Raw genomic sequence first — 21,791 nt, forward strand, 5'->3', positions numbered from 1 at the left:
CATTGCGAGTAACCCTCAATCACCACTGAGTCTAATTAGTTCTCAGTCAGCACTAATCTGCATCTCCAAGGGTGAGGCAAGGATGCAATCACAGTAATTGAGCACTGGTGGCCGATGCCAACCCCACGTAACACCAATGCTGCCCGCTGCACCCCCCCGCTGTGCCATGAGGCCATCACTATCGGCATCGCCAATAACCACGGTTTGATTGGGTCGCACCCCAAGGCGATCGCACACCCTCAGGAGTACCTGCGGATCGGGCTTCGTGGGTGGCTCATCTCCCCCCTGCCAGCATTGGAAAAAGGGCTTCAGGTGATAGGTGTCTAAAAAAGCCTCGATTTCCGACCTGCGATCGCTAGAGATAATCGCCAACGCGCATCCTTGCCCATGGAGCCGTTGCACGAGTTCAATGACCCCCGGCAGGGGTGGTGTAAACGCTGCTTTGGCAGTAAATTCTCGCTCTGCGGCAGTAAAGGCGGCATTTGCCTGTTCTAAGGCAGCAATCCAAGGAATTCCCTGTGTGGCCACAAAGGCTGCAGCGGCAATTTGGTTCTCCTGCCGTGTCCCCACCGCTTGTAATCCAGTGGGATCGAGATGGTCGCCGATCACCCCAAAGGCCTGAAGTAGCAACGCTTTGAGATTGGGAAAGTGTTCAGCAATTTTCACAGCGCGGGCGATCGCCACCCACCGCAGGTAATGGGCAACATCTGCTAATGTGCCATCTTTATCAAAGATCACCGCTGCTACCGAGGGAAAACAGCGTCCCTGACACCATAGTTGCACCATTGCCTCAACCCCTTGGGTAGTAGGATCAAAACACAAAGCATCGAAGATGATGAGGACACCTCTCCCTTGATTATCGTTATTGATAACTACGACAGCTTCACCTACAACCTTGTCCAGTACCTAGGAGAGCTAGCGCAGGAGTTCCCAGTTGCTGCGGATCTGCGGGTCTTTCGCAACGACAAGATCACCCTCGATGAGATCGCTGCCCTCGCCCCTGCGGGTATTGTGATTTCCCCCGGCCCGGGTCGCCCTGCCGATGCGGGGATTTCCGAAGCCCTGATCCGCACCTATGCTGGCACACTACCCATCTTGGGGGTTTGCTTGGGACATCAAGCGATTGGTGAAGTTTTCGGCGGCACGGTGACGCTCGCACCAACCCTCATGCACGGCAAAACGTCAGAAATTTACCACAGTGGTGTGGGGGTGTTCCAAAATTTGCCCCAACCCTTTACCGCAACCCGCTACCACAGCCTTGTTATTGATCGTGACAGTTGCCCTGATGTATTGGAAATTACGGCTTGGACAGAGGATGGCCTGATTATGGGGGTGCGCCACCGCCAATATCCGACGCTGGAAGGGGTGCAATTCCATCCGGAGAGCATTCTCACCACCTGCGGCAAAGACCTGCTACGGAACTTTTTGCGACGGCTGTCCAGTCCATCGTTGTGAGCCAGCCACTTTTCGGTACACTGAGCTGGAATAGGAGTGTGGGGAGAGAAAATGGAACGGCGGCAGTTCTTGCGTTTGGCTCAAGTTGGGGCGATCGCCAGCCTGAGTGGACACTGGGCAGCCCATGCCCAAGGGGGGGGTCTCTCTCTGCAATGGTTTGGCCACACCTGCTTTCTCTTCACCGGCAGTGGTCAGCGGGTACTGGTGAATCCCTTCCGTCCCATTGGTTGCACCAAAGGATTGCGGCCTCCCCGTGTCACTGCGGATATTGTCATGATCAGTAGTCGCCTCCTAGACGAGGGCTACATCGAAGGCTTACCCGGTCGGCCTAAACTGCTTTTTCAACCCGGTTCCTATAAAGTCAATGGTTTGAGTATTCAGGGCATCCGCACCAGTCATGATCGCGTCGGTGGCTTTCGCTTTGGCGTCAACGTGGTTTGGCGCTGGCAGCAGGGGGGCATCAATCTCCTGCACATGGGCGGCATTGCCATGCCAATCACGATTGAACAACGCATTCTCATGGGACGGCCTGATGTGATGATTGTGCCAGTGGGAGGAAGTGACAAAGCCTATAGGGCTGAGGAGGCCAAGGCAGCCGTTGAAGTTTTGCAACCCCGTTTGGTCATTCCTTCCCACTATCGGACGGCAGCGGCTGACCCCAATAATTGTGATCTGACAGGGCTAGAGGACTTTTTGAAAGTTATGGAGGGAACCCCGGTTCGCCGCAGTGGGGGTGCCTCCCTCAGTCTATCGGCAGCCAATCTGCCCCAAAATACCACTATCCAAGTCCTCAGTATTTGATGAGGAAAACGGCTACATTGTGTGTCAATGTTTCCCGTAGAACGAGTTGAGGAAACGCCATGATTCAGGTCGAACACCTGACCAAGGTTTACGGTACAACCGTCGCGCTGCGGGATGTCAGCTTTTCAGCGGCCAGTGGTGAGATTCTCGGTCTCCTCGGCCCCAATGGCGCAGGCAAAACCACCACAATGCGGATTTTGGCGGGGTATCTACCGGCAACGAGTGGCACAGCATCTATTGCAGGCTATGAAGTCCACACGAATCCGATGGCGGTGCGGCAGCGCATTGGCTATCTGCCAGAAAATCCCCCCCTCTATACGGAAATGACGGTGGCGGGCTATTTGCACTTTGTGGCTCGCATCAAGGGCGTCAGTGCGGGCGATCGCCCCCAGCGGGTGGAATATGCCCTCAAAAGCTGCGGCCTCTGGGATCGGCAACAGACCATTATTCGCAAACTCTCGAAGGGCTATCGGCAGCGGGTCGGCATTGCCCAAGCGATCGTTCACGATCCGCCAGCCATCATTCTGGATGAACCCACGGTGGGTCTCGATCCGCGGCAAATTATTGAGGTGCGCAACCTGATTAAAAACTTGGCGGGACAGCATACAGTGATTCTTTCCACCCATATTTTGGCGGAAGTGAGCATGACCTGCGATCGCGCCGTGATTATCAATAAAGGCGAAGTGGCGGGCATTGGCCAACTGGATGAACTGCTGCAACGCCTCAGCGGTAGCTACACCTATGACCTCGAACTCTTGGGCGATCGCGCCGCTATTGAATCCCTCCTCCAACAGTTGCCTGCTCTGCAACAGATCACATGGGGCAATAGCACTCCCCAAGGGCGACAGCAACTGCAAGTCAGCAGTCCTTCAGAAATCGGTGCCGATCTCGCCAGTCTCCTTGTCCAAAATGGGGTGCAACTCTTTGAAATGCGCCGCTCCCGTGCCAACCTAGAGGAGGTGTTCTTGAAGCTAACGACCGATGAACCCAGCGATACCACCGAAGAAGCCCGTGCTTAGCGTTTCCCTCCACGGGCTGCGTGTCCTCTTTGCCAACATTCTTGCCATCTATCGCCGCGAACTCCAGAGTTACTTTAGTGCCCCCTTCTACTATGTGATTGCCGGGGTGTTCTGGCTGCTCAGCGGCCTGTTTTTCCTCGTTGTGATGACGACAATTATTAGCCAAGTGGCTCAGCAGGATTTGCTGCAACAACAGTTTGGGGCGCCGAGCCAAGCCATTGACGTTCCCAAGCTCATCCTCGAAAGTTTCCTTGGACTCCTCGGCTCCATTTCCCAAGTCATTTTGCCCATGCTCTCGATGGGACTCTACACCGAAGAGCGCAAACGCGGCACCCTCGAACTTTTAGCCACCTCACCGATTACGAACTGGTGTGTGGCAACGGGTAAACTCTTGGCAGTGCTGACGTTTTATACCACGCTGTTGCTGCCTGTGATTGTCTATCAGTTTGTGGCACTCCAACAGAGTACGCCCCCCCTCTCCCCTTGGCTAATTCTTGCGGGCAATGGCGGATTGATTCTTTTAGCAGCAGCCATTCTCTCCTTGGGGATGTTTCTCTCATCCTTGACCGATAGCACGATCCTAGCGGCCATTTTGGGGTTTGCGGTGTTGCTGATTCTCTGGGTACTCGATGTCTTGGCTAAAAATACTGGCGGGAATCTCAGTGATATCCTCACCTACGTCTCACCCCTAGAGCACTTTACCAACCTGACACGGGGAATTTTCCGCAGCAGTAGTCTTGTTGTCTTTGGTAGTTATATTTTCCTCGGCATTTTCCTCACGGCACAGTCCATTGATGCCTTTCGTTACCAGCGCAATTAGGGGGTACCGGTCATGAAACGCTTTGCCCTAGGCTCACCTGAACGATTGACCACGGTATTGCTGTGGGCGGCGCCACTTTTGATCATTGCTGGCTTGAGTGCTGGCATCGTCACCAATCGCTGGAATTGGTTACCCTTGAGCCTTTTAGCTTTGGGGGGGATTGCCCTACTGCTGTGGCTGATCCAGCAAAGTCGTGTCTCCACAGGGTTTTGGGGGCGGCGTTCTACCCAAACCAGTACGAATGCCATCCTGACTGTGATTGCGGTGATTGCTCTATTGGGCATCGTCAATTTTTTGGCCGATCGCTACAGGGTTGAAATCGATCTCACCGAAAACCGTGCCTTTACCTTAGCAGCGGAAACCCGTGATGTTCTGCAAACTCTGGAGCAGCCGGTGCGGGTATTGGTGTTTGATGCCAATGCCGCCAGTCGCGATCGCCTGCTGTTGGAACAGTACCGCCGTCAGGCCAACAACCAATTTTCCTTCGAGTTCATTGACCCCCAAGAGCAACCCGCCCTTGCTAAAAAGTACAACGTGACGCAAGTGGGGCAAGTGATTGTTGTGGCGGGCGAGAAAACGCAGCGCATTGATGAAGACCTTTCCGAAAGTAACCTCACCCCTGCCCTGATTCGGGTGACGAGCGATCGCACGATCCGTGCCTATTTCACCACGGGGCACAATGAACTTCCCCTCACAGGTGGCTCCGCCAGTCTCAGTGAAGTGGCTAAACTTCTTGAGCAGCGAGATGTGGAACTCCTGCCCCTGAATTTGCTGGAGAAGGGCAAAATTCCCGAAGATGCCAATGTCATTGTTGTGGCTGGCCCCCGGCAGCCCTTTTTGCGTCTGGAGCAGGATCTTCTCAAGGCGTACCTGAATCGGGGTGGTAGCCTGTTGCTGATGCTCGATGTTGATGTCAACGCCGGTCTGGATGATTTACTGAAAAACTGGGGACTCACCCTCGATAATCGCTGGGTCATTGATGGCTCTGGTGTGGGTCAACAGGTGGGACTCGGTCCCGATACGATTATTGTCACCACCTATGGCAATCACCCGATTACTCAACGCTTTGCCCAAGGTCCGAGTGTCTTTCCCCGCGCGCAAGCCATTCGCATTGATCCTGTGAAGGATGATGACATTGTGGAAATTGTCCTCTCGGGCCCGCAAACTTGGGCGGAAACCGACTGGCAGTCGGGCAACCTTGAATTCACTGAAGGTGTAGATACCAAAGGGCCGCTGCCGATTGGTGTAGCGATTACTCGTCAGTTGAGTGATAACCCACCGAAGGAAGCCCGCTTGGTGGTCTTTGGGGATTCGGAGTTTGCCACCGATGGCGTGATTGCCTACCAAGGGATTAATAGTGATCTCTTTGTCAATTCCGTGCTCTGGTTGGGCGATCGCGACCAAAAGGCACTCTCCATTCGTCCGCGTGAAACCACCAATCGCCGCCTGCAACTCAATGTCACCACCAGTCGTTGGCTAGAGATTATCAGTGTCTTTCTGCTGCCCCTTGTCGGGTTTGGCTCAGCCGTTTTTGTCTGGTGGCGGCGCCGCTAACTCTTCTTCTATGGCCAGAGCCTCCTGCCCTTACCCTTGTTTGCTCCTGTATGCCCTAATCATTGGTCTGCTTGGTGGCTGCGTGGCCACGGCCTTTTATCTCGCTCTTAAGCTGGGGTTTGCGCTGTTGTGGGGGACTGATCCTAGCCAAGTGAGCATTGGCACGTGGGCGCACCTCTATCCTTACATGCCGCTTTTGACGGCCTTTGGTGGCTTGTTGGTGGGCTTATCGGTCAAATTCTTGGGGGCAACGGAGGGACTCGCGGATGCGATCGCAGAGTTACACCACGAGGGTCGGTTAAGTTATCGCTTTCTACCGGGTATGGCATTGGCTTCTAGCCTATCTTTGCTGTTTGGCAGTAGTGCTGGCCCTGAAAGTCCCATGATTGATATCAATGGCGGCTTGGGCAGTTGGTTCGCGGAGCGTTTGCATCTACCCCCAGAGAGCACCCGTATTCTCACCCTCTGCGGTATGGCAGCGGGCATGGGCGTGTTTTTTGAGTCCCCCCTCGGCGCCACACTGTTTGTTTTGGAAGTCCCCCATCGCCGCAGTGTGGAGTTTTATGAGGCAATCATTCCAGCCCTGATTTCTGCGGCTGCTGGGTTTACCCTTTTTCGGGTCATTACAGGCACAACCATTGGTGACATTTATCGGTTCCCTGCCTACGATACGCTGCGTCCTGAGGATATTGGCTTTGCAGTGTTGCTCGGCATCATTGGTGCGGCGGTGGGAACGCTCTTTATCCTTGTAGATCGGCAGATTCAACGCTGGCTGAACCCCTATCGACAATATCCTCTTGTCTTAATTGTGGCGGTGGGTTTTCTGATTGGTTTGATTGCCCTGATGCATCCGATCACCCTGTTCTACGGTGAGCGGCAAATTGAACAAGTCATCCAAGTGGTCAACCGCTACAGCATTGGCATTCTGCTGAGCGTCGCTTTCTTTAAGCTGGTTGCCCTGAGTCTCTGTCTGCGGGGGGGCTTCCGTGGGGGGGTCGTCTTTCCCCTATTTTTTGTAGGTGCTTGTGTGGGCATGGCCGTACATGAGGCACTCCCGAATACACCCTTGAGTGTGGCCTTGGCTGGCATGATGGCGGCAATCACGGTGGTGGTGACCAAAACACCTTTGGGGCTGGCGGTGATTCTGACGGTGATTTCCCATACATCAATGCTGCCCTTGATTACGATCGCCACCTTAACCAGTTATCTATTGACCTTACCCATTACTTGGATTCCCAGCCAGCGATCGCGCGAGGACACCCCTGATCCCTGAGAAATCATTAACAGAATATAAAATTCAGACACAACCCTTTACATTTTCCTAAGAGATTGATTAATATAAGGTTACATTCCGTTGCACAACACCAGCGGGTGCGCCTGAGGTCTCTCAGGGACTCGATTTGGGAGTGTAAACGGTTTGTAACATTCATTCATCTTGTTCAACAGGACTTATCACTATGACGACTGTTTTACAACGTCGCGAGCAACTGAACCTGTGGGAGCAATTTTGTAGCTGGGTTACCAGCACCAACAACCGCCTCTATGTGGGCTGGTTCGGTGTGTTGATGATCCCCACTCTGCTCGCTGCTACCATCTGCTTCGTGATTGCTTTCATCGCTGCTCCCCCTGTGGACATCGATGGCATCCGTGAGCCTGTCGCTGGCTCCTTGCTCTATGGCAACAACATCATCACGGGTGCGGTTGTCCCCTCCAGCAACGCCATTGGCTTGCACTTCTACCCCATTTGGGAAGCTGCTTCCCTTGATGAGTGGCTCTACAACGGTGGCCCTTACCAACTGATCATCTTCCACTTCTTGATCGGTGTCTTCTGCTACATGGGTCGTGAGTGGGAACTCAGCTACCGCCTCGGTATGCGCCCTTGGATCTGCGTGGCCTACTCCGCTCCTGTGGCTGCCGCTACCGCTGTGTTCTTGATCTACCCCATTGGTCAAGGCAGCTTCTCTGACGGGATGCCCCTGGGTATCTCTGGTACCTTCAACTTCATGCTTGTGTTCCAAGCGGAGCACAACATCCTGATGCACCCCTTCCACCAACTGGGTGTGGCTGGTGTCTTTGGTGGTGCCCTGTTCTCCGCTATGCACGGTTCGCTGGTGACCTCCAGCCTGATCCGTGAAACCACCGAAACCGAGTCTCAAAACTACGGTTACAAATTCGGTCAAGAGGAAGAAACCTACAACATCGTGGCTGCCCACGGTTACTTTGGTCGCTTGATTTTCCAATACGCCAGCTTCAACAACAGCCGTGCGCTGCACTTCTTCCTCGCCGCTTGGCCGGTGATCGGTATTTGGTTCACCGCTCTGGGTATCAGCACGATGGCCTTCAACCTCAACGGTTTCAACTTCAACCACTCCGTTGTGGATGCACAAGGCAACGTGATCAACACTTGGGCTGACATCATCAACCGTGCCAACTTGGGTATGGAAGTAATGCACGAGCGCAATGCTCACAACTTCCCCCTCGACTTGGCCAGCGCTGAGTCTGCTCCTGTGGCCATGATTGCTCCTAGCATCAACGGCTAATTCCTAGAGCAACTCTAACTAGCGTTTAGTTAAAGGAACCGCCTCTTCATCGGGGGCGGTCTTTTTTTATGATGATGGTCAAAGGGTAGAGACTTTGTTAATGAATGGTTGGACATCCCTCTTGGCAGTGGCAGTGCCTCTTGTGGTGCAAGCAGCAACACCAGCTCCAGAGATCATTACGCGGGCGATCGCGATCGCTGCCGAGCAGTTTGGTGAGGAACCAGCGCAAATTAGCGTGGTTCAAGTTCAGCCCAAAGTTTGGTCCGATGGCTGTTTGGGCTTGGGGGGATTGCGGGTTGATTGTGCTGAGCGTTTAACCCCCGGTTGGGAAATTACCCTGACGAATCGCAATGCTCCCTATCCCCAACAGTGGGTCTATCGCACCAATCAAAGTGGTTCCCTGATTCTTTGGGATGCCGCTGGCAGTCGGATGATCGGCACCCTGATTCAGCGCCCCCAACGCCTGAGTCCAGAAGAGTTGCCGCCCCCCCTTCCTGAGGGCGTGAGTTTTCGCGTGATTCGGCAAAGTGATGCCTCTGGAAATCGTTCACCCTCAACGACAACAACACTGCTCTATAACGATGGTCGGATTGTGCAGCAAACCACCAATGCTCGCGGGGAAACCCTCAGCCGCACCCTACGCACAGTGACACCTGCTCAAGTCAGTCAATTTAATCAATTGTTGAGCGATCGCCGGTTTGAGCGCTTCAATGGCTTTGATTTTGTACCCACACCCGTAGAACGACCGGTGCCTATTCATCTCGTCTCGACCCCCACCGCAACGGTGCGCTTTGCTGAAGCCAATGAATACCGCCTTGCCTCTGATTTGGTCGCTGTTTTGCGGGCATGGGAGCTATTGGTTGCCAAAGGTCGGCTGCCTAGCCAGATTTCATCACAAACCAGTTAAGAAAACAATGACTAGAGCCGCATACATTCATCTACCCTTTTGTCGGCGCCGCTGCTTCTACTGTGACTTTCCGATTACGGTAGTGGGGGATTCTCCGACACTGGCAGAATCACTTATCCAAGAGTATGTGGCTGCACTCTGTCAAGAAATTGCCCATACCCCTGCTGAGCGGCTACCGCTCCAAACGATTTTTTTTGGGGGGGGAACACCGTCTCTAGTCCCGCCGCAATACATTGGCCAACTGCTGGAAGCCCTCGATCGCCAAATAGGTATTGCCCGAGGGGCAGAAATTTCTATGGAAATGGATCCGGGAACCTTTGACTTAAAACAATTGCAGGGCTATCTCAAAGTAGGGGTGAATCGCGTCAGCTTGGGTGTACAGGCCTTTGACGATGAGCTATTGCAAGTGTGTGGCCGTAGTCACGATGTAGCCGATGTTGAGCAGGCAGTTGCGATGCTTCATAGGGCGGGGGTAGCAAACTGGAGCATGGATCTCATTTCAGGCTTGCCGCAACAATCCTTAGCAGATTGGCAGTTCTCCCTCGAGCGAGCGATCGCCCTCAACCCTGCCCATCTATCCATCTACGACCTGATCATTGAACCCAAAACCGTCTTTAGCAAACGCTATCAACCCGAAACAGACTCCCTACCCACTCAAGAGCAAGCCGCTGCCGCCTACTGCCTTACCCACAAGAGGCTAACAGCAGCAGGGTATGAGCACTATGAAATTTCCAATTATGCCCGACCGGGGTTTGCCTGTCGTCACAATCAAGTCTATTGGCGCAATCAACCCTACTATGGCTTTGGCATGGGCGCCACCAGTTATCTCGGGCATCGTCGCCTCAGCCGTCCGCGTACCCGCCGGGAATACTATCAATGGCTGCAAAGTTTACCCGAGAGCCTCAATCAAGTGAGTCCAGATGCCCTGTGGGATCGCTGGTTGGAAACCCTGATGCTGGGCTTGCGCCTCAGGGATGGCCTCTCTTTAACTGCTCTGGCGGATGAATTTCCGATGTCGTGGGTTGAAGCCCTACAAGCAGCAGCGGCAAACATGTCTCCAGAGATGCTTTCTTTGACGGGCGATCGCCTGCACTTGACCCAGCCAGAAGGATTTCTAGTGGCCAATCACGTCATTGTCACCCTGTGGGAAGCATTGGAGGGATCGGTTTTCCGCCAACAGGAAGCGCAACCCCTACCGATACACTAGAGGTTGTCTGACCAAGAATACACTCACGGGAAGCATCATGTTGGAACAGGGAACCATTTCAATCCATACTGAGAACATTTTTCCAATTATTAAAAAGTGGCTCTACTCCGATCATGAGATTTTCCTGCGGGAACTGGTCTCCAACGCCGTAGATGCCATTCAAAAACTGCGGATGGTGGCACGCTCTGGGGAATATAGCGGCGATGTGGATCACCCGGAAGTGACGATCACGATTGACAAAGAAAATAAAAAGCTGGCGATCGCCGACAACGGCATTGGCATGACCGCCGAGGAGGTGAAAAAGTACATTACCCAAGTGGCCTTTTCCAGTGCCGAGGAATTCGTCCAAAAGTACAAAGGGGAAGGGGAAAACGCAATCATTGGTCACTTTGGGCTGGGGTTTTACTCTGCCTTCATGGTTTCAGAACGGGTGGAAATTGATACCCTCTCCTACCGCGAAGGTGCCGTCCCCGTGCATTGGACCTGTGATGGTTCCACTGAATTTACCCTCTCCGATGGTCAGCGCACCAGTGTTGGTACAACCGTCACCCTAACCCTGCAAGAGGGTGAGTTGGAGTACCTAGAACCCGGCCGCATTCGCGAATTGGTACGCAAATACTGTGACTTTTTGCCGGTGCCAATTAAGCTAGGGGGTGAGCAAATTAATAAGCAAATTGCCCCTTGGAAGAGTGCCCCCAATAGCCTCAGCAAAGAGGACTACCTAGAGTTTTACCGCTATCTCTATCCCTTTCAAGAAGACCCGCTGCTTTGGGTTCACCTCAATACCGACTATCCCTTTGTGGTCAATGGCATTCTCTACTTTCCCAAGCTGCGCCCCGATATTGATGTCACTAAGGGGCAAATTAAGCTCTACTGCAACCAAGTCTTTGTCAGCGATAACTGCGAAGAGGTGATCCCGCGCTTTTTGCTGCCTTTGCGGGGGGTCATTGACAGCAGCGACATTCCCCTGAATGTGTCCCGCAGTTTCCTGCAAAACGATCGCACGGTGCGCAAAATTGCCGACTACATTGCTAAAAAGGTGGGCGATCGCCTGAAGGAGCTATACCGCGAAGACCCGGCGGCCTACGTACGCTCGTGGCAAGACTTGGGCACCTTTGTCAAATTCGGTTCCATCAACGATGAGAAGTTCAAAAAGCAGGTGGAGGACATTCTCATCTACCGCACCACCGCTGAACTAACCTCTAAAGAAAGCGAAGATGTCTGGGCCAGTGAGGGGGGCATCCAAGTGGATGGCAAAACCTACACCACCCTCAAGGAGTACCTCGAGCGCAACCAAGAGCGCCAAGGCAAGCGCGTCTATTACTGCACCGATGAGGTCGGCCAAGCCACCTACGTGCAACTGCTTAAAAGCCAAGGGATTGAAGTCCTGTTTATGGACAGTTTCATTGATACCCACTTTGTGCCGTGGCTGGAGCAGAACTACAGCGATGTCAAGTTTCTGCGGGTGGATGCAGAACTCGATGAGACGCTCATTGACAAAAACAAAGAGAGCGAACTAGTGGATCCCACCACGAAGAAGACGCGCAGCGAGCAGATCAAATCCCTCTTTGAATCCGTGCTGAAAAAGCCGAAACTGACCATTCGCACCGAAGCCCTCAAGGCCGATGCCCCTCCGGCAATGATCCTGTTGCCCGAAACCAGTCGGCGGATGCAGGAAATGATGGCAATGATGCAGCAGCAACCCAATGCGCAGTTGCCGGAGGAGCATACCCTTGTTGTCAATACCGCCCATCCCTTGGTGCAAAATCTCCTCAGCCTCAACCAAGGCACGATTATTCAAACCAGCGGCACCTCAGAAACGGGTGCATTGGTCGAAAAGCTGTGTCAGTATATCTACGATTTGGCTCTATTGTCACAGCGGGGCTTTGATGCCAATGGTATGCAGCAATTTACAGAGCGTGCCAGTCAAGTTCTGACCCAACTGACCACGATGGCCACGCGCTAACGTTTGCAAACGCGGGAGGTAACGCATGATTATTACGGTAGGCCTATTGGCGGGGGCGATCGCCCTACTGGCGTGGGGACTGTACCGCAACCTGCCCTACGGCAAGCTGGGGATTGTGGCTTGGTTGCAAACCCTTGTCCTGATGCTCCCTTGGCTAGTGGTTTTTGGCAGCCTCAGCTTTGGGATTGTGATTAACTTTGCTGCCGTGCTCTTTGGGCTGGTGTTCTCGATTGTGGCCTATGTTGCCCTTGGCCGTTGGTTGCGATCGCTGGCGGCCACCGCCGAATTGCCCCTACCCTCTGCTCCCTCTGGCCGTTCGGAACTAGAGCAAGCCACCACAGAGCAGACGACCCCAGCCCAGCCTACTGCACGACCCAGCCTTCCCGCCGAAGACCTACAAGCCATTCAAAGTATCTTTAGCGTGGATACCTACTTCGCCACCGACTACATTCCCTACAAAGGGGGCGTGATCTGCCCGGGGAATCTGCGGGGAGAGGCCAAAGTGGTGCATCAGCAACTCACTGAACGCCTACAGGCCGCCTTGCCCGATCGCTATCGCCTCTTTATGGTGGCCAATGGGGATGGCAAGCCGATGGTCGTGATTTTACCGATGACGACCGAACCGATTCGCTCGGGCAATCTTCAGAAGCTGGCAGCGGTTTTCTTGGCGGTGGCCACCCTTGGAACCTGTCTCGAGACCAGTGCCATCCTGCAGGGGTTTAGCTTACTGGGAAATCCAACCACTGGCCTCTTCCAGCGATCGCTCCCCTTTGCCTTGGGTCTCTTTGGCATTGCCGCTATACGGGAAGGGGGTCACTGGCTAATGGCCAACCGCTATCGGGCACGCTTAGGGCCGCCCATTTTCTTACCCGCGTGGCAGTTGGGGACTTTTGGGGCCATGACCCGCATTGAATCCTTCCTTGCCAATCGCAGTCAACTCTTTGACATTGGTGCAGCGGGGGCGATCGCCGCCGGTAGTGTTTCGCTGCTGCTGTTGGCCATTGGCCTTGTTCTCTCGCCCACGAGCCAGGGGTTAGAGGTGCCGACCCTCTTTTTCCAAGGCTCGATTTTGGTGGGGACGATCGCCAAGCTCTTTTTGGGGCAGCAGTTGCAAAGTGAAGTGGTGATGGTGCATCCCTTTGTGATTCTGGGCTGGCTGGGCTTGATCATGACGGCCTTAAACTTGATGCCCGCAGGACAACTGGATGGGGGGCGGATTATTCAAGCCATTTACGGTACCAAAACCGCCAAACGACTGACGATTATGACCCTTGTGGTCTTGGGCTTGGTGGCGATCGTCAACCCCTTGGCCTTGTATTGGGCGTTGGTGATTCTGCTGTTGCAGCGGGATATGGATCAGCCCAGTCTCGATGAGATCACCGAACCCGATGATACCCGTGCTGGTCTTGGTCTGCTGCTATTGTTCCTGATGGCCGCTACCTTGATCCCGATGGCACCGGGGCTAGCGGGTCGCTTGGGAATTGGAGGCTAAATGCCCGATCCACTGCGGCAAATTTTGACGGCGATCGCCCAAGGGCAACTGAGCGTAGAGACCGCCTATCGCCAACTGCAACACCTGTCCTACGAACCCATTGGCGATTTTGCACGCATTGATCACCAAAGGCAGCAGCGCACTGGCTTTCCAGAGGTGATTTGGGGACCCGGCAAAACCCCGCAGCAGATTGCCGAGATTTTGGAGCGGATGCGTCCCCACTATCCCTGTGTAATGGCCACACGTATTTCTCCCGAGGTGTTTGAGGCCCTGCGATCGCGCGTTGGTGGACTGCACTATTTTGAAAAGGCACGGATTTGCAGTACAGCCCCCATTTTGCCGCCGCAGTTTCCCCTGCCGGTGGGCTTGGTCTGTGCGGGCACAGCGGATCTGCCCGTGGCCGAAGAGGCAGCAGTGACGTTGCAACTGTCAGGATTTGGGGTTGAGCGATTTTGGGATGTGGGGGTGGCGGGGATTCATCGGCTGTTGAGTGTGCGCGATCGCCTAGAGGAGATGGCCGTGCTCATTGTGGTTGCCGGCATGGAGGGGGCACTGCCCAGTGTGGTGGCGGGGCTAGTCTCAGTGCCCGTGATTGCTGTGCCCACCAGTATTGGCTATGGCGCGAACTTTGGCGGTTTGGCAGCGCTACTGACAATGCTCAACTCCTGTGCCCCCGGCATTGGTGTCGTCAATATTGACAATGGCTTTGGGGCGGCAATGCTGGCAGCCAAGATCTTGCGATCGCTCAGTCAACGGTTATAATGGTTATTTGTTCTTAATGTGTGATTGATCATCAGGTGACCTGTGGCTAACATCAAATCTGCCGCTAAACGTGCCCAAATTGCTGAGCGCAACCGTCTTCGCAACAAAGCCTATCGCTCGGCAGTGCGGACGCTGATTAAAAACTACTTGACGGCTATTAGTCAGTATGCTGCCGATCCCACTCCGGAAAAACTGGCGGAAGTCCAGCAGCGACTCAACTTGGCCTTTAGCAAAATTGACAAAGCCGTTAAGCGCGGTGTTCTCCATCGCAACACCGGTGCCCGTCGTAAAGCGCGGCTGACCCGTATCCTCAACAAAACGCTGCAACCGGCTGCCTAATCCCCATGTTGGTGGATACCCACGTCCATCTCAACTTTCCAGAGTACGCGCCCGATCTCGACTCAGTGGCTAAACGCTGGCGATCGGCGGGAGTGGTGCGGCTGGTTCACTCCTGCGTTGAACCCAGTGAATTTCCCACCATTCAGAGCCTTGCCGCGCAGTTTCCCGAACTCTTTATGGCAGTGGGTCTCCATCCCCTAGATACGGAGCAGTGGCAGCCGGATCTCAAGGAAAAAATTGCCCGCCTTGCCGCCAGTGATCCTAAAGTGGTGGCCATTGGCGAAACGGGTTTAGATTTTTACAAAGCCACGAATCGCGAAGAACAGGAAGCGGCCTTTTGGGCACAGTTGGAGGTTGCCCACAGCTTGAATCTGCCAGTGATTATCCACTGTCGGGAAGCAGCTGCTGCCGCGCGGGATTTGCTTCAACAGTTTGTTCGCGATCGCGGGCAGGTGCAAGGAGTGATGCACTGCTGGGGCGGTACCCCCGAAGAAACGGAGTGGTTTCTCGATCTGGGTCTTTTTATCAGCTTTAGCGGCACCGTCACGTTTAAGAACGCCAAACAAATTCATGCCTCGGCACAAATGGTTCCCAGCGATCGCCTACTGGTGGAAACGGATTGCCCCTTCCTTGCCCCTGTGCCCAAACGCGGCGAAAAACGCAATGAACCCAGCTATGTGCGCTTTGTGGCTGAAGCCGTCGCCCGTCTGCGACAATGTGACCTCTTGGAATTAGAACAGCAAACCACCCTCAACGCCTGTCAGCTCTTTCGCCTCCCCCTGCCCGCTGAACTTGCCGCATAAATTTTTCAGGCATTGGGGCATTCACTGAGTCGAATCAACGTTAAAAAATCTAGCGCATTTGCGAGCCTAGCCATTTCAGCATCCTAGGATGGGGCTGTAGGCTAAAGACGGCTGTTTAGGATGTGTCCTTAATTAGCAAATGCTTTTAGTAACCTGTGGACTCTTTTGAATGCCGTTGGCACTTTACTTTGATCTATTGATCTAAGTTGATTTTCCTGATACTCATGCTGACTTGACGAGGATACTGTATGGTTAGCTCTCCTCCCCGTCCCACCGAACTCACCGCTGATATTCATGCCTTTGGGCCGGCTCGCGCCACGATTCAAGGACAGCCCTTGAGTGATAGTGAAGTTGAGGCCATGGATGCCTTCTTCCGTGCCTGTAACTATCTGGCCGTGGGCATGATCTATTTGCTCGATAACCCCCTACTCAAGGAACCCCTCAAGCCTGAACACATCAAAAAACGCCTCCTTGGTCACTGGGGATCGAGTCCAGGTCTGTCCTTTTGCTACCTTCACCTCAATCGCATTATTAAAAAGTACCAACAGGAGGTGATTTTCCTAGCGGGTCCCGGTCATGGGGCACCGGGGGTCTTGGCACCTGTTTACCTTGAAGGCAGTTACACCGAGATTTACCACAACATTAGTGAGGATGCCCACGGCCTCAAAAAATTCTTCAAGCAGTTCTCCTTCCCCGGTGGCATTGGGAGCCACTGCACCCCAGAAACGCCCGGCTCGATACACGAAGGGGGAGAATTGGGCTATGTCCTCTCCCATGCCTGTGGTGCTGCCTTTGACAATCCTGATTTAATTGTGGCGGCAGTGGTTGGCGATGGGGAAGCAGAAACGGGGCCTTTGGCCACCTCATGGCACATCAATAAATTCCTCAACCCGGCGCGCGATGGGGCAGTCTTGCCGATTCTCAACTTGAATGGCTACAAGATTAACAACCCGACGATTTTGGCACGGATTCCCCATCAGGATTTGGAAAACTTCTTCCGGGGCCTAGGGTATGAACCCTGCTTTGTGGAAGGTTCCGATCGCCCCTCAATGCACCAAGCAATGGCCGCCACCCTCGACTACTGCGTGACTAAAATTAAGGAGATTCAACGAGCAGCTCGGGAAGAGGGCGTCACCACCTTGCCCCGTTGGCCGATGATTGTGCTGCGCACCCCCAAAGGGTGGACAGGCCCCGCGGAAGTGAATGGCCACAAAGTGGAAGGCTTCTGGCGAGCACACCAAGTGCCCATGGCCGATGTCCACACCAACCCTGAAAACCTTAAGCTCCTTGAAAATTGGCTGCGCAGCTACCGCCCCGAAGAACTCTTTGATGAGAATGGCACATTTCGTCCTGAACTCAAGGCCTTGGCGCCAACCGGCAACTACCGTATGGGCATGAATCCCCACGCCAATGGTGGGCTATTGCGCAAGGATTTGAAAATGCCCGACTTTCGGCAGTACGGCATTACGTTTGAGAAACCCGCCCAAATTGAGGTGGAAAATACCCGTCCCCTTGGGGTCTTCCTGCGGGATGTGATGCGCAATAACATGACCAATTTCCGTGTCTTTGGTCCCGATGAAAATACCTCGAATAAGCTCAATGCCATTTACGAGGTCAGCAAGAAACTCTGGATTGCGGAATACTTTGAGGAGGACGCCGATGGCGGTGAATTGTCCCCCAATGGTCGCGTCATTGAAATGCTCAGCGAGCACACCATGGAGGGGATGCTGGAGGGCTACCTGCTGACGGGTCGCCATGGCTTCTTCTCCACCTATGAGTCCTTTGTCCATGTGATTGACTCGATGTTTAACCAACACGCCAAATGGTTGAGCATCTGCAATGAACTCTCGTGGCGGGCGGATGTGGCCTCATTGAACTTGCTGATTACGTCCACGGTGTGGCGGCAGGATCACAATGGCTTTACCCACCAAGATCCGGGATTTTTGGATATTGTCTGCAACAAGAGTGCGAAGGTTACGCGCATTTACTTACCGCCTGATGTGAACTCACTGCTGTCGGTGGCGGATCACTGCCTGCGCAGCAAAAATTATGTGAATGTGATTGTCTCCGACAAGCAGTTGCACTTGCAGTACCTGACAATGGATCAGGCAATTATCCACTGCACCAAGGGAGTCGGCATTTGGGATTGGGCCAGCAATGATCAAGGCTGTGAACCGGATCTGGTGATGGCCAGTGCGGGGGATATTCCTACCCAAGAGGCGTTGGCGGCGATCGCCCTCCTGCGGCAGGAGTTTCCAGAGCTGAAGATTCGCTATATCAATGTGGTGGATCTCTTTAAGCTGCAACCCGAAACCGAACACCCCCACGGCCTCAGCGATCGCGACTTTGATAGTCTCTTTACCCTCGATCGCCCGATTATCTTTAACTTCCATGGTTATCCGTGGTTGATCCACCGTCTCACGTACCGCCGTCACAATCACCGTAATTTGCACGTGCGCGGCTACAAAGAAAAGGGCAACATTAACACCCCCCTTGAGTTGGCCATCAATAATGAGATTGATCGCTTTAGTCTTGCCATTGATGCCATTGATCGCCTCCCCGGTCTTCAAGTGGCGGGTGCCCATGCCAAGGAGAAATTCCGCAACATGCAAATTGAAGCCCGCAACTACGCCTACGAGTACGGTGTGGACAAGCCGGAGTTTAGCCACTGGACTTGGCCATTTTAGCTTGATCCTCTAGGTTGATGTTCTGCCCCTCTCTTCGCTTATCGGCAAGGGAGGGGTTCTTCTTGGCGCACGGGCACTTGGTGCTGATGGAGATAGTCCTTGATCTGGGCGATCGTCAGTTGGCCATAGTGTAGGAGCGAAGCCAACAGTGCCGCCTCTGCTTTCCCTTCCACAAGAGCCGCGCGAATATGCTCACAGGTACCCGCCCCCCCAGAGGCAATCACAGGAATCTCCACCCGCTCAGCGATCGCCCGCGTCAATTCGAGGTCGTAGCCCGCCTGTGTCCCATCGGCATCCATACTGGTCACCAGCAGTTCGCCCGCACCCCGTTTAGCCATTTCCACCGCCCATTCAATCGCATCTAGCCCCGTAGCTTCCCGTCCGCCGCGCACATAGACTTGCCAACGGGGGTTTTTAGGATCCCAATGGGGTTCGCGCCGCGCATCAATGGCGACAACAATACATTGGGCACCAAAGCGATCGCTGGCCTGATTCACGAGATCGGGTTGCCGCACTGCCGCCGAATTCAGGCTGACTTTATCTGCCCCGGCGCGCAATAGGTCTTTGATCATCGTCAGGGACTGAATCCCGCCCCCCACCGTCAGGGGAATGAACACCTGATCCGCGGTGCGATAGACGACATCAATAATAATGTTCCGCTCTTCATGGGTGGCCGTAATATCGAGAAACACCAGCTCATCCGCACCCGCTGCATTGTAGGCTTGGGCCAGTTCAACCGGATCGCCGGCATCGCGCAGGTTGACAAAGTTCACGCCCTTGACGACGCGACCCGCCTTCACATCCAGACAGGGCAAAATTCGTTTGGCAAGCATTTAGCCTCCTTGGGACTACTGCACAGTGACACGGCGACCCCCGCCACTGACAAAGATAATGGCGCGACCCTCCGCCATCGGTTCCCAACCGACATCAAAGCCACTGCGCCAAGCCACCGCACGGGCTGCCCGGAAACAATCAAAGCTATCGGGACGCACAAAAAAGACAAGGGAATAGCGGCTGGGGGAGAGGCGATCAATGGTACGCCGAAAGTTGGACGCGGGTTTTTCCAGCGTGCTAAAGGATTCGCCACCGCTGCGATCGCGGAGTTCAAAAAGGGTTTGCAAAATTGGTTGCCCTTGGCTGTGCACCAGACTCAGGCGCACATCGTAGTGGCGGGTACGGTGGCGAAAGGACTCTAGTTGTTGCTGAATTTGGCGGGGATCTGCAAAGGGATTTTCTGTAATGCGCCGCAGGTGGCGATCGATGGCCTCACTGGCTTGATCCTCCTCAAGGGGCAGGGCGCGATTTTCACGACACTCAAAGAAATACACCTGCTTGCGGGTTTCACGGGCAATGGGCGTGCGCACAAGAGCAGGAGACACTGCTGCTGTCAAGCTGGCAAAGAGGCAGACAAAGATCATCACCCCCACGGTATTGGTGAGGACATCGAGGAACGAGTCCAGATTTTGACTGGGGGCTTGGACTTGGGGACGGCAGCGCGATCGCTTCATGAAGCGGCAGTACAGAGACTTCTTCTAGGTTATCGGAATTCTTGACCTCTGGTCTTAGCGCATCTGATAGAGTGGCAATTGAATAGCCTCAGTGATCAATTCCTCAACTCCCCCTGCCTATGGCAATGCTAAAAACCCGTCCCCCTCGTCCCCTCACCTACCAAGCCTACGATCGTGTGGTTGGCAAACAGGGTCGGGTCTTGGTGTTGCTCTCGATCATGACCATATTTTTGCTGGGGGGCATTGGTGCCCGCTTGGGGTATCTGCAAATTGTTGAGGGCGATCGCAACCGCCAGATGGCCGATGAAAACCGCATTCGCCTAATTCCCAAACCGCCGGAGCGGGGGAAGATTTTGGATCGCAAAGGGCGGATCCTCGCGGGAAATAAGTTCTCCTACTCGGTATTTCTCTGGCCCCTTGCGGCGAAAAAGCCCGAATGGCCGCAGACGGTGAACATTCTCTCGCGGGTGCTCAATATCCCTGCCAGTGAGATCGAAGCGCGGGTCAAACAAGCAGGGGTGAATTCTCCTTCGTTGATTCGCATTGCCCAAGGGATTAGCCAAGCGCAAATTGTTGCCCTTGAAGAACACCGCAATTTCCTGACGGGGGTCGAAATTGACCGCGAGGCCATGCGCTTTTATCCCCACGGCGAAACGGCAGCTCACATCATTGGCTACATCGGCGAACTGAATGAGGAGGAACTAGCAGCACGCCGGGATCAGGGCTACCGCCTTGGCGATGTCATGGGCAAAATGGGCGTCGAAGCCACCTATGAAAAGGTACTACGGGGGACATGGGGCGGTCAGCAGGTGGAGGTGGATGGTCAAGGTAAAGTGATTCGCATTCTAGGCCAAAAGGTGGCTCGACCGGGAAATGACATCACGCTGTCAGTGGATTTGGACTTGCAAAAAGCGGCGGAAGCAGCCCTAGGGAGTCGGCCGGGGGCGATCGTGGCCATGGATCCCCGCGATGGTTCGATTCTTGCCCTTGCCAGCTATCCTGCCTTTGACCCCAATTGGTTTGCCCGCCGCATGACCCAAGCCCAGTGGGACGAGCTACAACGGCGGCAATTTCCCTTTGTCAACCGTGCCCTCCAAGGGTTCCCTCCCGCGAGTACGTTCAAAATCGTAACGACGGTGGCGGGTCTGGAGTCTGGGAAGTTTAGCCCTGATACGGTACTGATGACCTATCCTGCCCTCTACACAGGTGGCTTTGCCTTCCATGATTGGAACCGGGCAGGCTTTGGCCCCCTTGGCTTTGCGGGTGCGATGGCGTGGAGTAGTAACACCTTTTTTGGTCAAGTGGCGCGCCGTATTGGTCCTGAGACCCTCATTGAGTGGGCACGGCGCTTTGGCATGGGGTCTAAAACGGGTATTGACTTACCCGGTGAAGCTCCCGGATTTGTGCCAACCCCCCAGTGGAAGCAAGAAACCTTTGGCGAGGGGTGGTACGACGGCGATTCCTTGATTACCGCCATTGGTCAAGGGGCCTTGCAGGTGAGTCCACTTCAGGCAGCAGTGATGTTTGCAGTGCCCGCCAATGGGGGCTATAAAGTGCGGCCGCACCTAATTGCTTCAGACCATCCCGATCGCTGGCGACAATCATTGAACTTAAAGCCCTCTACCATTCAAGTGCTGCGCCAAGGGTTACGGCAGGTGGTGACCAGTGGTACAGGGGCTGCCCTGAATGTTCCTGAGGTCGCGATCGCCGGCAAAAGTGGTACCGGGGAAGACCCACCTCGCCCTAACCACACTTGGTTTGGTGCCTATGCCCCTGCAGACAAACCGGAAATTGTGGTCGTCGCCTTTGCCGAAAACTCTGGTGGTGGGGGTGGGTCTGTGGCAGGTCCGATGGTGCTCAAAGTGATTCAGACCTATATGAAAATTCGCGATCGCTAGCCCCTTGCGGCCAAGCAGATTGTCATTCCCCAA

At 54.3% G+C, this 21,791-nt stretch carries 19 protein-coding genes; 16 read left to right on the top strand and 3 right to left on the bottom strand.

Annotated features, from left to right (window positions below):
* Positions 1–42 precede the first annotated feature (42 nt).
* Entirely contained in the window at positions 43–786 is a 744-nt protein-coding gene (locus tag QYC28_RS11015) for an HAD family hydrolase (protein WP_286625700.1), read from the bottom strand.
* 66 nt (positions 787–852) lie between these two features.
* Here QYC28_RS11015 and QYC28_RS11020 point away from each other — a divergent pair, with 66 nt between their 5' ends.
* The 15 genes from QYC28_RS11020 to QYC28_RS11090 all read left to right on the top strand — a co-directional run bounded on the left by QYC28_RS11020 (position 853) and on the right by QYC28_RS11090 (position 18,352).
* Complete coding sequence (locus tag QYC28_RS11020; RefSeq protein WP_286625701.1) at positions 853–1,455, top strand: aminodeoxychorismate/anthranilate synthase component II; 603 nt, start codon at positions 853–855, stop codon at positions 1,453–1,455.
* A gap of 51 nt (positions 1,456–1,506) precedes the next feature.
* Positions 1,507–2,256: an MBL fold metallo-hydrolase gene (locus QYC28_RS11025; protein ID WP_190278075.1), complete on the top strand. Its 750-nt coding sequence runs from the start codon at positions 1,507–1,509 to the stop codon at positions 2,254–2,256.
* 59 nt (positions 2,257–2,315) lie between these two features.
* Positions 2,316–3,275: an ABC transporter ATP-binding protein gene (locus QYC28_RS11030; protein ID WP_302679484.1), complete on the top strand. Its 960-nt coding sequence runs from the start codon at positions 2,316–2,318 to the stop codon at positions 3,273–3,275.
* A gap of 16 nt (positions 3,276–3,291) precedes the next feature.
* On the top strand, positions 3,292–4,095 hold the full coding sequence (locus QYC28_RS11035; RefSeq protein WP_315863228.1) for an ABC transporter permease subunit: 804 nt from the start codon (positions 3,292–3,294) through the stop codon (positions 4,093–4,095).
* A 12-nt stretch (positions 4,096–4,107) separates the two neighbouring features.
* Positions 4,108–5,649, top strand: a complete 1,542-nt coding sequence (locus QYC28_RS11040; protein WP_286649639.1) for a Gldg family protein — start codon at positions 4,108–4,110, stop codon at positions 5,647–5,649.
* A gap of 82 nt (positions 5,650–5,731) precedes the next feature.
* Positions 5,732–6,922 carry a chloride channel protein gene (locus QYC28_RS11045; RefSeq protein ID WP_302679486.1) on the top strand — a complete coding sequence of 397 codons (1,191 nt, stop codon included), beginning with the start codon at positions 5,732–5,734 and terminating at the stop codon, positions 6,920–6,922.
* Between the two features lie 184 nt (positions 6,923–7,106).
* The gene (psbA, locus tag QYC28_RS11050) at positions 7,107–8,189 is read left to right on the top strand and encodes a photosystem II q(b) protein (protein ID WP_024124333.1); all 1,083 of its coding nucleotides are present in this window, start codon (positions 7,107–7,109) and stop codon (positions 8,187–8,189) included.
* A 100-nt stretch (positions 8,190–8,289) separates the two neighbouring features.
* Positions 8,290–9,096: a hypothetical protein gene (locus QYC28_RS11055; protein ID WP_302679487.1), complete on the top strand. Its 807-nt coding sequence runs from the start codon at positions 8,290–8,292 to the stop codon at positions 9,094–9,096.
* A 7-nt stretch (positions 9,097–9,103) separates the two neighbouring features.
* A complete protein-coding gene (hemW, locus tag QYC28_RS11060) occupies positions 9,104–10,303 on the top strand; it encodes a radical SAM family heme chaperone HemW (RefSeq protein ID WP_302679488.1) in 1,200 nt (399 codons plus the stop codon).
* 37 nt (positions 10,304–10,340) lie between these two features.
* Entirely contained in the window at positions 10,341–12,269 is a 1,929-nt protein-coding gene (htpG, locus tag QYC28_RS11065; protein WP_286625708.1) for a molecular chaperone HtpG, read from the top strand.
* A 25-nt stretch (positions 12,270–12,294) separates the two neighbouring features.
* On the top strand, positions 12,295–13,761 hold the full coding sequence (locus tag QYC28_RS11070) for a site-2 protease family protein (RefSeq protein ID WP_302679489.1): 1,467 nt from the start codon (positions 12,295–12,297) through the stop codon (positions 13,759–13,761).
* Positions 13,762–14,523, top strand: a complete 762-nt coding sequence (larB, locus tag QYC28_RS11075) for a nickel pincer cofactor biosynthesis protein LarB (protein WP_149820825.1) — start codon at positions 13,762–13,764, stop codon at positions 14,521–14,523.
* A 42-nt stretch (positions 14,524–14,565) separates the two neighbouring features.
* Positions 14,566–14,862 carry a 30S ribosomal protein S20 gene (rpsT, locus tag QYC28_RS11080; RefSeq protein ID WP_149820827.1) on the top strand — a complete coding sequence of 99 codons (297 nt, stop codon included), beginning with the start codon at positions 14,566–14,568 and terminating at the stop codon, positions 14,860–14,862.
* A 5-nt stretch (positions 14,863–14,867) separates the two neighbouring features.
* Entirely contained in the window at positions 14,868–15,665 is a 798-nt protein-coding gene (locus QYC28_RS11085; protein ID WP_286625711.1) for a TatD family hydrolase, read from the top strand.
* Positions 15,666–15,913: 248 nt separating this feature from the next.
* Complete coding sequence (locus QYC28_RS11090; protein ID WP_149820831.1) at positions 15,914–18,352, top strand: phosphoketolase; 2,439 nt, start codon at positions 15,914–15,916, stop codon at positions 18,350–18,352.
* 38 nt (positions 18,353–18,390) lie between these two features.
* On the opposite strand, the gene hisF is transcribed toward QYC28_RS11090, so the two are convergent.
* Together hisF and QYC28_RS11100 are read right to left on the bottom strand one after the other, a co-directional pair.
* The gene (gene hisF, locus QYC28_RS11095; RefSeq protein WP_149820833.1) at positions 18,391–19,185 is read right to left on the bottom strand and encodes an imidazole glycerol phosphate synthase subunit HisF; all 795 of its coding nucleotides are present in this window, start codon (positions 19,183–19,185) and stop codon (positions 18,391–18,393) included.
* Positions 19,186–19,200: 15 nt separating this feature from the next.
* On the bottom strand, positions 19,201–19,860 hold the full coding sequence (locus tag QYC28_RS11100) for a hypothetical protein (protein ID WP_302679490.1): 660 nt from the start codon (positions 19,858–19,860) through the stop codon (positions 19,201–19,203).
* Between the two features lie 119 nt (positions 19,861–19,979).
* On the opposite strand from QYC28_RS11100, the gene mrdA reads away from it, so the two are divergent.
* The gene (gene mrdA, locus QYC28_RS11105) at positions 19,980–21,758 is read left to right on the top strand and encodes a penicillin-binding protein 2 (RefSeq protein ID WP_149820837.1); all 1,779 of its coding nucleotides are present in this window, start codon (positions 19,980–19,982) and stop codon (positions 21,756–21,758) included.
* Positions 21,759–21,791 lie beyond the last annotated feature (33 nt).

The sequence above is a fragment of the Thermosynechococcus sp. HY596 genome (genome assembly GCF_030518715.1).
In the GTDB taxonomy this organism is placed as follows: domain Bacteria; phylum Cyanobacteriota; class Cyanobacteriia; order Thermosynechococcales; family Thermosynechococcaceae; genus Thermosynechococcus.